This window comes from Pseudomonas sp. P4_C4 (assembly GCF_056402055.1).
In genome coordinates, this window is sequence record NZ_JBFUID010000007.1 from 1 (window position 1) to 12,993 (window position 12,993).

5 protein-coding genes and 1 pseudogene are annotated in these 12,993 nt (G+C 54.9%); 4 read left to right on the top strand and 2 right to left on the bottom strand.

What is annotated here, in order from left to right; all coding sequences use genetic code 11:
* The 4 genes from AC1DXW_RS05970 to AC1DXW_RS05985 all read left to right on the top strand — a co-directional run.
* Positions 1-3,669, top strand: a 3,669-nt coding sequence (locus tag AC1DXW_RS05970) for a beta strand repeat-containing protein (RefSeq protein WP_477759839.1), incomplete at its 5' end; no start/stop codon positions are given.
* 270 nt (positions 3,670-3,939) lie between these two features.
* Positions 3,940-5,913: a hypothetical protein gene (locus AC1DXW_RS05975; protein ID WP_477759840.1), complete on the top strand. Its 1,974-nt coding sequence runs from the start codon at positions 3,940-3,942 to the stop codon at positions 5,911-5,913.
* Between the two features lie 305 nt (positions 5,914-6,218).
* A complete protein-coding gene (locus AC1DXW_RS05980; protein WP_477759841.1) occupies positions 6,219-8,414 on the top strand; it encodes an autotransporter outer membrane beta-barrel domain-containing protein in 2,196 nt (731 codons plus the stop codon).
* Positions 8,415-8,796: 382 nt separating this feature from the next.
* Positions 8,797-10,014 carry a hypothetical protein gene (locus tag AC1DXW_RS05985; RefSeq protein ID WP_477755371.1) on the top strand — a complete coding sequence of 406 codons (1,218 nt, stop codon included), beginning with the start codon at positions 8,797-8,799 and terminating at the stop codon, positions 10,012-10,014.
* 135 nt (positions 10,015-10,149) lie between these two features.
* Here AC1DXW_RS05985 and AC1DXW_RS05990 read toward each other — a convergent pair.
* A pseudogene (locus tag AC1DXW_RS05990) lies at positions 10,150-11,347 on the bottom strand (transposase).
* Between the two features lie 141 nt (positions 11,348-11,488).
* Positions 11,489-12,979 (bottom strand): hypothetical protein, encoded by a 1,491-nt coding sequence (locus AC1DXW_RS05995; RefSeq protein ID WP_477759842.1) that lies wholly within the window; start codon positions 12,977-12,979, stop codon positions 11,489-11,491.
* Between the last annotated feature and the right edge of the window lie 14 nt (positions 12,980-12,993).

The following is a 12,993-nucleotide window of genomic DNA, read 5'->3' on the forward strand; positions in this document are numbered from 1 at the left end:
ATTCGGGACGGTGACAGCAGCACGGCGAACCTGGTGCTGCAGATCCACAACAACGATGACTCGGTCACGATTGGCGGTCTGAATGTTGAGGGCGGCGAACTCACCGTCTTCGAGAAAAACCTCAGCGACGGCAGCAGCCCGGACGCACCGGCGCTGACCCAGTACGGCACCTTCACCGTGACCGCGCTGGACGGCGTCACGAGCCTGACCGTTGGCGGCATCGCCGTGGTCAGCGGTGGTGTGGCCGCCGGCTTCCCGCAAACCGCCGTCACGCCACTGGGCAGCACCCTGACCATCACCGGGTTCAACGCCGCCACCGGGGTGATCAGCTACAGCTACACGCTGAACGATAACGAAGCCCATCCAACGGCCAACGGCACCAACAGCCTCACCGAGAACTTCAGCGTCGTGGCCACCGACACCGATGGCGACAGTGCGACCGGGCAGATCAACGTCAACATCATCGATGACTTGCCGAGCGCCAAACCTGACTCGTCGTCGGTAGTGGAGGGCGGCACCGTCAACATCAGTGTGCTGGGCAACGACATCAGCGGCGCCGATGGTCCAGCGACGGTGGTCGGCGTACGCGCCGGTAGCAATACCTCGACGTCGGCCATTGGCGGGTTGGGTAACCAGATCAACGGCACCTATGGCTACCTGACCCTCGATGCCAACGGCAACGCGGTGTATCACAGCAACCCGGGTTTGGTCGGCGATGCGGGGGCGACCGATACGTTCACCTATACCGTGCGCGACTCCGATGGCGATGAAAGCACCACCACCATCACCATCGACGTGGCCAACAGCATCATCAAGGCTAACCCCGATAGCGACGTGACGGTCTACGAAAAAGCCCTCGACCTGAGCCAGGACGGGCAGGACCTGGCCGCCGCTACGGTCACCGGCAGCGACCCGGGCAACACTGGCGAAACCGCGTCCGGGACCCTGGTCGGTTCGGTCTCGGGTGGCAGCGGCGCGCTCACCTACATCCTGGTCGGCAGCGCCACCGGCACCTACGGGCAGATCCTGCTCAACCCCGACGGCAGCTACACCTACACCCTCACCTCGGCGCCGAAAACCTCGCCGAATGCCAACGACGGGCCGAACAGCCTGAGTGAAAGCTTCACCTACAAAGCCACCGATGCATTGGGCAACAGCAGCACCAGCACCCTCGTGGTCAACATTGTCGATGACGTGCCCAAGGCGGTGGCAACGGATCGCTCGGTGGCGGCGGTGGAGATCGATTCCAACCTGCTGATCGTGCTCGACGTCTCCGGCAGCATGGCCGACCCTTCCGGCGTGTCGGGCCTGTCGCGGCTGGATCTGGCCAAGCAGGCCATCAGTGCCTTGCTGGATAAATACGACGATCTTGGTGATGTGAAAGTGCAACTCGTCACCTTCAGCAGCAGCGCCACCGACATGACCTCGGTGTGGGTCGATGTCGCGACCGCCAAGACACTGCTGGCCGGCCTCAACGCGAACGGCAATACCAACTACGACGCGGCCGTGGCGACCATGCAGACCGCGTTCAMTACCTCGGGCAAACTCACCGGGGCGCAAAACGTCGGCTACTTCTTCTCCGACGGCAAGCCCACCACTGGCCAGGAAATCGGCACCGCCGACGAGACCGCGTTGAAAGCCTTCCTCGATGCCAACGACATCAAGAACTACGCGATCGGTCTGGGCAGCGGCGTGAGCAACGCCAACCTCAATCCACTGGCCTATGACGGCAGCAGCCACACCGACACCAATGCGGTGGTGGTGACCGACCTCAACCAGCTCAACTCGGTGCTGTCTGGCACGGTGATCGGCGCACCGGTCACCGGTTCGCTGCTGGGCGAGGGCGGCACATTCGGCGCCGATGGCGGCTTCATCAAAACCGTCACGGTGGACGGCACCACGTACACCTATGATCCGAGCGGCAACAGCAATCAGGGCTCGCTGAGCTTCAGCGGCGGGCTCAACCACGGCACGTTCAACACCGTGGACAACACGTTGAGCATTGCCACCAACAACAGCGGTACCTTGCAGATCAATCTCGACACCGGTGAATACGCCTACATTTCGCAGAAAACCACATCGGTGTTGATCACCGAAAACATCGCATTCACCGCCAGCGACAACGACGGCGACCTGGCCAGCGCCACCCTGACGGTCAAGGTCATACCGAACGCACCGCCAGTGGCCGCCGATGATAACGTCATCACCAACGTGCTCTCGGGCACCGTCGTGGTGCCGGGCGAACTATTGCTGGCCAACGACACCGATCCCAACGGCGATCAACTCTCGGCGACACCGACCTCCTTCAACACCGGCTGGATAGTGAAGGGCGCGGACTTCACCGGCACCGGCGCGATCAACTTCACCGGCACCAACAACAACCCTGCCAACCAGAGTCTGGCAGACGTGCGCAATGCCTTTGCGGCCAACACGGCGACCATGACGGCGCTGCTGGTGATCAGTGGCTATCTCGACAAAGCGAACAGCTCCGATGGCAACAATGAAGACCTCATCACGGTCAAGCTGAAACAAGGTGAGACGCTCAACCTCGATCACAACCTGGACCCCGGGCACGTCACGATGGAGTATTCGCTCAACGGTGGGGCGTTCGTCAGCATCGCCGATGGCGCCACCATCACCGCAAGTGCGGATGGCACTTACCAGATCCACATGACCAACATTGCCAACCCAGGTAACGGCAATACGAATGCGGCGGAAGACTATCAGTTGACCATGACCGTGAATTACGCCGGGGCACACGACGTCACCCCGGACTACCACGGCACCTACACCGCCAACGACAACCATGGCGGCAGCGACTCGGCCAACCTGACCATCAGCTATCAGGACGGCCACACCCTTACCGGCACCAGCGGGGATGACGTACTGGTGGCGGGCACGGGCAACAACCTCATCAATGCTGGCGGCGGCAACGATGTGCTCACTGCCGGCTCCGGCAACAACGAGCTGCACGGCGGCGCGGGCAATGATTTGCTCTTCAGCGGTTCGGGCAATGACATCCTCGATGGCGGTACGGGCATCGACACGGCCAGCTACGCCCACGCCACCGCCGGGGTGACGGTCGACCTCAGCTTGCTCGGTGCGCAAAACACCCTCGGCGCGGGCACGGACACCCTGACCGGTATCGAAAACCTCACCGGGTCGAACTTCAACGACACCCTGACCGGTGACAACAACGGCAACGTGATCAACGGCGGCTTGGGCAACGACATCCTCAATGGTGTGGGCGGCGATGACTGGCTGATCGGTGGCCTGGGCAACAACACCCTGACCGGCGGAACCGGGGTCGACACCTTCCAGTGGCTAAAGGGCAACAGCGGCCATGACGTGATCACCGATTTCACCCCCGGCACCGACAAGCTCGACCTGTCGCAGCTGCTGCAAGGGGAGAACGGCACCACGGCTTCGCTGGATGACTATCTGCACTTCACCGTCACCGGCAGTGGGCCGTCGACGGTGACCAGTATCGACGTCAGCGCCATGGCCGGCGCCGCGCCGAACCAGACCATCGATCTGGCTGGCGTCAACCTCGCCAGCCACTACGGTGTAACGCCGGGGGCGGGTGGAGTGATCGCGGGCGGGCATGACACGGCGACCATTATCAACGGCATGCTCAACGATCATTCGTTGAAGGTGGATACCGTGTGACCTGAAACCTTAAACAACAAAACCCGCCATCCCTATGTAAGGGATGGCGGGTTTTTGTTGTGCGTCGTTTAGGGAAGTGTCCGACCAGCGGTAGCAAAACCTGTAATTTCTGACAGTAGCCAGTCTTGCGTGACTGCCTTTAAATCAAGACATCGAGATGAGTGAAGCACTCATCAATGTAAGGCGAGTAATCAGTGTCCGCGCTCTTCGTCTGGCATTGCGATAACTGAACGTCAGGGCAATAAAGCTCAACATCAAAGGAGTATTAAAATGTCCAAAAAAGAAAGCTTTCCTGTTAACGCCAGAAAAAAAAGAGAGCAGTACCTGGCCTATCGACAAAGCCTACGCGTTATTGATATGGCTGCCCCCACACCTGGTACCGCCAACCCTTTTTTAGATCCTTTGGTAGCCGGCGGTCCGAAGTACCTTCCTTATAGTTCTTTTAATAAATCGCTGGTGTTTATGCACCCGGTATTTGATGGGCAAGATAGCAGCACTCCATCGAATTTTATTAGCTCGATGCTGACGGTTGATGGTACCCCGGATTTAACATCAAAATTTGAAGAGAGTACACCTCTTGATCCTCTTCCACCTCGTCCCATGACCCTCAATTTGCCGACTAAAGATGCCCCCGGTTTGCGTAAAATCAGTTTGGCCTTCGAGTTTCAGGGTAACCCTGCGAACGTTGAGGAATTCGAATACTTTGTCGATACCGCCGCGCCCTTACTCGATAAGTCAGTAGAGCCACCGCAAACCGCAATAGATTATGGTTTGGATCCGGATGACTTTGCTGGAGGCAAGGTTGTTAAATTGAAGTATGAGCCTTGGTCGAATCAACGACTTGGGGACAAGATTACGTGCTATATCGGTCGTGATAAAAATACTAAGCAGGAAGTGAGTTCTATAACAATAACTGCGGCTTACTTGAATCAAACGCTAGAGTTCGATTTGACGGCTGCTCACGTCGTTAATTTCGATGGGAGATATATTGTTTTCTGTGAGGCGACGAGTTATCCGGGCGTTCCGTCCTCACCCTCTGCAGAAACAGTATTGTATGTGTTCAAAAATCTTAAGCCGGTTGTGGCGGACCCCTTGCACGTTCCCCAAATATCAGATCCGACCCTTGATGCGATTGGGGTTCAGGAATTGATTGATGGATTGGATGCTGGTCTTGAAAAACTGATTCCAAATTTTAATAGTTCATTGGATAAAATTGTATACACCATTGATGGAGTAGAACAATCGGAGATGGCTATACCCGCCTTCCCATTCTTGCATAAACTTGATAACCACGCTCTTGTTAAAAATGGGCATTACAGAAATGATCTGAAACTGGGCTACAGAATTAAACGAGGCATCTTTTTTTATCCGGCTACACCTCTCGTCACCGATTATTTATTGGATACCCGAAAACCATGTGCACCGTTTGACCCCGATAAGCCGAATCCACCGGACGAGACTATGCTTCTTCCATGGATTAAGGGGCCGGTCTCCGATAAAAATATACTGACGGCAGCAGATAAACAGAATGGCGGGGCTGTTAAAGGGTTTTTACCTTATCACGCTAATTTCAAAGTAGGAGACTCTGCTCAATTTTACATAGGTGGCGTTGAAGTGCCGCCGCCGGGCGGAATCTATGAGCCCGATGGCACTGAAGATAAAACAAAGCCCATTGAATTTGAAATGGATTGGACCTTTCTTGCAACGATACCGGATAATAAAACCACGCAACTTCAAGTCGTTGTAACGCATGACCTGAATTATAACGAGGCGATTTCTAAAACGGATTTTGCGGATGTCAGTACTCGGCCGATCGTCTTGACCGCGGCCGGATTCAAATACATGCATGCCAATCCGGCGATCGGTTTGAACTGCAGCTCGTTGAGAAAACTACCCGATGGCTCGATTGTGTTGGTTGTTAATATTCCTGCGGATACACGGCTGGCTGGCAACGAAGTTACAGTAAAGTACGAAGGATATACTACAAACACTCCTGGGACTCCTATTCCCGGTTCTGAGTGGACGGATACCCCATATGCTCCTAATCCAACTGAAGCAGCTGCCGGTTATGAAAGGTATATGCCCTATGCTCATATGTTGGCGACACTCAATGGTTATGGTCGGGTGAGCTATCAGGTCACTATCAAAGGGGAGTTTGCCGAGAAAGATGGCGATGTTGTTCGGGTTAGCGCGTATAACGGCACGGATACATGCGATGTGGTGAAACCGATTGATCCTGTATAGATCGAGCGCCAGTAGGAAAAAGTCTTTTAGCTGAGTCCAACTGTATATCCGGTGTCGAGGCATCGGATATACAGAGTTGTTTTTTTTAATTTTCCGCTTCGGTTTTTCTCACGCTTTCAGAGATTAATCCTACATTTTTTTGTAGGAAGTCTCTGTATCGTCCGCAGCCCTCAACGTTCTCCGCTTCTTTGTAGGAGACAAGAAGACAAAAGGACAGACTCATGAGCTTCGATAACTCAGTCTCAAATAAAACTGCGACCGTTACGACATTCAAAGTGCTGGCACTGTTGCCGGCTTTTTTTTGGGTGAGCACTTCCGCAATGGCGGCGATCGAAGTTGGCGCCGGCGAGAACGTGACGATCGATCCGGCGGACCCGACCAGCGACTATCTGGTGAGAAATGGCGGCGTACTCAATGCGGGGGCAGTAACGACCCAAAGCTTGACCATACAGACCGGGTCGACCTTGAACATCGATGGTGCGACCGTCAATGGCATTCCCGGCTTCTATGGGATTCAGGTGTCTGATAGCCAGGCCACCATTAATCGGGCCACCGTGACGGCGGACACCCGTGCTTTATGGGTCGCTCGACCACCGTCATCTACGCAGGGGTCGACGGTCGAGGCTAGCGATAGTCGGTTCCTGGGCGGTGCGACCGGCGCACTGGTCACGGGACTGAGTACATTGACGTTGACCAACAGCGAACTGCGGGGCACCAATGCCGGCAGCGTCGGCCTGGACAGTCGTGGCGGTGATGTACGCGCACTGGCGGGCACACTGATCAGTGGCGACAGCGCAGGCGTACGAATGACCAATGACCCCAATGGCCAGGGCACCAATACATTGTTGCTGGACAACTCCACCGTAGAAGGTCGCAGCGGGCCGGCGATCCTGGTGGAAGGCGGCGTTCAGGGCGCGACCATCCAGGTGCAGAACAACAGTGTTCTGCGGGCGGCTGATGGCATTCTGCTGAAGGTGCAAGGCGGCTCCACAGCGGCGATGAATGTCGTCGGCAGTGCGCTGGAAGGCAACGTGCAGGCCCTGCAGAACAGCAGCGTCGACCTCTCGTTCAACGGGGCCTCGATGGTGGGGGACATCCTGCGCGAGGATGGCTCTACCGCCAATGTCACCATGAACAATGGCTCATCGTTCACCGGGCGCTTGAACAACAGCAACCTGACGCTCAACCAGTCGAGCCTGACCATGGTCGACAATGACAGCATCGACAATTTGTCGATGAACGACGGTCTCGTCAATTTCGGTGCGCCTGGCGCGCAGCGTGCGAATCGTCAGCTCGAAGTCGGTACGCTTGCCGGCAACGGCATCATTGCCATGCAGGGCAATTTCCAGACCGGTGAAAGCGACTTGCTGAAAGCCGATACGGCGACCGGCAGCTACGAATTGGATGTCAATGCTTCGGGCAAGGACGCGACGTCTCCTCAACAGTTGACGCTGGTGCAGATCGCCAATAACCAGGCAGCTTTTGCTTTGCTGGGAGGCCGGGTCGATGTGGGGACATTTGAGTACGATTTGGCCGAAAGGACCAACGCAACGGGCGACACTGAGTATTACCTGAACCCTACCACCCGGCTCACGTCCGGTGCGCAATCGCTGGTGGCCCTGTTTCAGACCGCCCTTACCGTGTCGTATGGCGAGTTGAAGTCGCTGGAAAACCGCATGAGCGAGTTGCAGGCGGACGATAAGCGCCATGGTCTGTGGGTACGGTCGTATGGCAACAAGTGGAACGTTGACGACGGTTCGTCGGGTGTGGGTTATCGTCAACAGCAGCAGGGTTTCACCATGGGCGCCGACACCCGGCTGGGTGACAGTCCCTGGACGGTCGGTATGCTGGCGGGTTACAGCAAGTCCGATCTGGATCTCAATGGCGGCACCTCGGCCGAGGTCAACAGTTACTACTTCGGCCCCTATTTTGGCTGGCTGAATCGCGACACTGGCTACTATGTTGATGGCGCCCTGAAGTTCAACCATTTCCGCAATGAGTCCAAAGTCAGGATGAGCGATGGCAAGCGTGCCGAAGGCGATTACAGCAACTCGGCGGTGAGTGCGATCGTAGAAGGCGGCCGAAATTTTGACCTCGGGGATGGCTGGTTCGCCAAACCTTCTGCCCAGGTATCCGCGGCAGTCATCCAGGGCAAGAACTATCACCTGGACAACGACATGGAAGCCGAAGGTGACCGCACGCACTCGTTGCGCACAAAGCTGGGCGTCATGGCCGGTCGAAGCATCGACCAGGGTAATACTCAGCTGCGTCCATACGGGCGGGCAGCGGTAGTCCATGAGTTTGCATCGAACGACAACAACGTGCGGGTCAATGGAAACTCGATCAATACCAACCTTGCGGGCACCGGTTTTGAAGCCGGTGTCGGGTTGACAGCTTCGTGGTCTGAGAATTTGCGTTTTGATGTCGGTGTCGATTATGCCAAGGGCAAAAATATCGAACAGCCCGTGGCCGTCACATTTGGAGTGAACTACCAATTTTAAAATGTGAGAAGCGAAAAAAAACCGCTATAACAGGCTGTGTGAAAACTTGGCAATCTGCATCGCGGTTTAAGAAAATGCCCCGTATCGAAAGATTCGGGGCATTTTTGTTGTCATGGCTTACATCCAAGGTCAAGCGCGCGACCGAAGTACCGACCGCCTGACGATACGGACAACCCACATGAAAGAGACCTGTCAGAAATATCAGTCATCCAGAACCAATCGAAATAAAACGCGGAAACATTGTGGTGTTTTGTAAAGCACTTCCCAAGCAGAGAGCTCCACTCATCGGAAATCCAGCCCACCCTGTTATTTCTGACAGTAGTCAATCAACCGTTCGAGGCCTTAAATCACTGCGTCCCCTTGACCAACCGGAGTTATGAACATGACCGATTTTCCCTCTAACAATTCATTGCAGACGTTGAACGAACAGGTTGACGAAAATCTTTTAACAGTCAGCAAAGTCCTCGATCGTCATGGCGTTAGCGTCGTTAACAGAACCACCTACGAAACAGCCATCAAAGTTAGCGGCATCAACGCTGAACCGAAAAACAAAGTCAGAATCATGAACGGTAATGAGGAATTGGGCGAAGCGAACACCAATGATTTCGGCGAATTCGAAAGCCCGCTGCTCGATTTGAAGCACTTCGATTGCTACAACGTTCGCGCCGTAGGCCAATGGAGTCCCTACCCGTCGTCACTGCCCAAAAAATTTACGGCGGCTACCGCGACGCCGATCATCAACGAAGTACTCAGCGACGGGAGGCCGATTGCCGACAATGACACCATCAGCGCTACAGAAGTCACCATCAACGGCAGTTCGATCCCGAACCAGGATGCCGAAGCGTTTAATGGCGATATTCCACTCAAAACGGAGCTAACCAATGCTTGCGGAGTATGCACTTTCAAACTGGAAGATCTGGCACCAGGCCCTTACATCATCACGGTCAAGGCCCCCAATGGAAACGTGTCGACGCCCCCTTTCAGGTTCACGGTGATTGAGGAAGGTATCGAGCCGGTAACCCTCGACAAAATCACCAACGCTGCCGGCACCGTGATTCCAGATAATTCCACGACAACCGAGAACGATCTGTTTGTGGAAGGCGAAGGTGAAAAGGGTGCGAAGGTTGAAGTATTCAAAAAGGGTGAAACGCTGGGTGAAGCGACTGTGGATTCTGTAACCGGTCACTACAGACATCCTACTGGCCTGCTGACTGATGACACCTACGACTTCACCGTCACCGCAAAATACACAGGTGGCGGCGACGCCGGGCCCTACACGATTACCGTGGAAGCAGCCACCACCGCACCAACACAAACTCGTATTCATGATGCCGACGGGAACGCAATTGCTGATGGCGGCGACTTAAACGCGAACTGGTTTGTTGCCAGGGGCTTCCATACGCCGAACAGTGTGGTCAAGATCAAGCTCAATGGTGATATCCAACCACAATCAGAGCTCACCAACGCTGAGGGTAGATGGGCCTCATTCCAAAGTAATCTGACAGTCGGGAGCGCCTATGAAATTAGTGCCCTGACGGAAGATGAAAAGGCTGAGTCCAATAAATGGACCGTCGTTGCCCGAGCCCCTTCCAAAAGCTAAAAAAACTCGCAGCAGACAGAGCAAAAAAAACGCTTATACAGACTGTGTGAAAACACGCTGAAGGCGGCCTAAGCAAACGCCCCGACTTGTTCGGGGCGTTTGCTTTTGTGCAGGTAACAGCCAAAAAAAGGCTTTTCAGCCCATCAACGCCATCATTCGGCGTACACCCAACACATTGATCGCTCTTTTGAGGTTGTAGGCGTTCACTGCCAGGGCCATTTCCGCGGTTGCCCCCTCTAACTGTCGCAACAGGAAGCGGCCGTTTCCAAGCAGCCATTGTTTGAGGTTGCCGAAGGAATGCTCAACGATGGACCTTCGGCTCACCATCATTTCGGGATGCGCGTGCATGCGCTGCTCCATTCGCTCGAAGGTTTCTTCGTGGGCGTGGCGTGAGACGTATCGGCGCTGAGCGTCGGTGCATTGCCCTTTCAGTGGGCAGTTAGCGCAGTCGCTGATAGCCGCATGGTAAATGCGCTCACCTTTATTCAGCTGTTTGAGCGTCAGCCGTTTGTCAGCAGGGCACTGGTACTGATCCTGCAGCGCATCGTAAGTAAAATCTTTTCGCGCGAAGAGCTCCTTCTCTTTGCTACGAGGGTTAACCGCTCGGTTGGGCGGTACGTATGCCGTAATGCCCGCCTCTTCACACGTCTGGAACTGCTTGCCGTTGGAGTAGCCCGCATCGGCGGTCACGCTCAGTTCGCTCTGCTGCAACGTTGCCGGGCTTCAAGTTGCTCTAGCGCTGTCCTGATGGCGCTGCGATCAATGGTTTCACCCGATTCGGCGTTATCGGCCTCATCCAGTTCGGCCAGATTTTGGGCGATGCGCTTATCCAGTTTTTCCTGCTGGCGCTTGAGCTGTTTTACGTTCAGATGGCGCCGCGAAGAAGCTACCGCCTGAAATTTGCTGCCATCAATGACAACCAGGCCGCCAGCAATCAAACCGACCGTACGGCAGAACTGAACGAAGACCCGAAACGTTGCACTGAACGCTTGTTTGTTGCCCTTGCGAAAGTCAGCAATGGTCTTGAAATCGGGTTTGAGGCGGTTGAGCAACCACATGACTTCGATGTTGCGCTGGCATTCGGCTTCGAGACGACGGGAGGAGCGGATACGCTGGAAATAGCCGTACAGATAGAGCTTGAGCTGATCTGCCGGATCGTAAGAGGGGCGGCCTGTGCTTTTGGGCACCGCCTTGTCGAACCCCAAGCGTATGAGATCGAGCTTGGCAACGACGGCATCAATCACGCGAACGAGGTGATCCCAGGGATTAAATCCTCCAGTGAAACCGGAAAAAGGCTGATCTGATCGCGTGCTTGACCTTGGATGTAAGCCATGACTACAAAAATGCCCCGTATCTTTCGATACGGGGCATTTTCTTAAACCGCGATGCATATTGCCAGGTTTTCACACAGCCTGACTGAGTGGTTTTTTTCCGTTGCCTGCATTCAGTTTTGATTAACGCTCAGTGGAGTCCTTTACTGGCGCACGGTAATGGTCCATGTATTAGACTCTGCGTTATCGCCGTACTGGGCCACCGCGCTAATCGCATACCGGGTTCCAAGGGTCAGTTCAGACACGAGCTTGACCCACTCTCCCTTATCATTTGTAGGTGCTGCCTTTTCATCAATGTCTCCGTTGATCTTGAGCTTGATCGCTTCTGATGGCGCAGCAAGGCCCCTGACATAAACATAGGTTTGCGTGGTGCTGCCGTTATCCTCGATCGGGCCGTTTGTATCGTAGATACGGGTGCTGTGCGGCTTTACAGTTGATTCCACGTTAAAGGTGTATGGGGGGGCTGTGACGTCCCCTACGCCATAGTTTGCTTTTGCTGTAAGGCTGTAAGCACCTTCGGATACATTCAGCGCAATTGTCCAAGCGCCATTTTCGGGGTCAGTTGTTACGGTGGTACCTTCTATTGGAGTGCCACCATTGAGTAGCTGAATGCTCTTGCCGGGGCGGGCATGACCCTTGATGATCAACAGGTCTTTGTAGGTGGTGCCGGCTTCAGGGACAGCGGGACCCTCTTCGGATTCAAGAACTTCGTCCAGGCCAAGTTCGACGTCCAGTACCACGGTGAAAGTCCGCGGGAGAGTCGTTTCCACCGGGCTATAGTTTGTTCGAGCTGTCAGACTGTAGGAATTCACGGGCAAATCTCTGAATGTATGCTCCCAGACTCCGGAGTCATTCGCTGTCACCGTCACTGGTGCCGGTTGTCCACCGAGCAATGTCAGCTCACCATTTTTCCGTGCCTTGCCTTTGATGGTCAGGGTCGTTTGGATGGTGGTATCGCCTTCATCTACGCTGGTCCCATCGTCGTCCAGCACATCATCAAGACTCAGCGGCATGCTCGTGGCCACTGTAAACTTGAACACAGTGGACTCTTTGTTATTCGGTGCCTTGATCTTGATGTTGTATGGCCCCGTTTTCAGCTCATCCAGGGTCAGTTTGAACAGGCCGTCAGCATTAACCAATGCTTTCTTGCCCGTTGTCGCGACGCCATTGAAGGCTTCGACTTCAACGTCGGGGGGCGCATTGCCGGTGATGTCTACCCAATCGCCGTCGTAGGTGCCGCCGTCTTCGATAGCACCGTCCTTGCCAGTGACGGAATTGATAATGGGTGTTTCGGTCGCCAGGACAAAGGTTTTATTTCGGGAGCTATTCTGCGGCGGGAATTTTTCCAAAGCGGATATTCTGTAGCGCCTGAAGTCTGACAGCGTGAAATTCGTTTCCCAAATGCCGGAAGCATTGCTGGTCATATCAGTAAGTCTGATCGCGTTATCGCGCAACCAGAGGGCGGTATTTACCTCGGACGTGCCCTTGAAGGTCAGGGTTTTATCGTATGTGGTGCCGTTTTCGCCAACGAGATTATCGCTGGAATCGCGAATTTCATCGAACGTTACAGGTGCTGATACTTCAACTGGTGTATCAGGGGAGAGCTTCGAGGTGCTCGGTGTTTTGGTGATCATGTTGATGACTCCAT

What these genes read in the sequence shown, in the direction of transcription:
- AC1DXW_RS05995 (WP_477759842.1), bottom strand. Translation starts at nt 12,979, where the DNA reads ATGATCACCAAAACACCGAGCACCTCGAAGCTCTCCCCTGATACACCA.
- AC1DXW_RS05975 (WP_477759840.1), top strand. Translation starts at nt 3,940, where the DNA reads ATGTCCAAAAAAGAAAGCTTTCCTGTTAACGCCAGAAAAAAAAGAGAG.
- AC1DXW_RS05985 (WP_477755371.1), top strand. Translation starts at nt 8,797, where the DNA reads ATGACCGATTTTCCCTCTAACAATTCATTGCAGACGTTGAACGAACAG.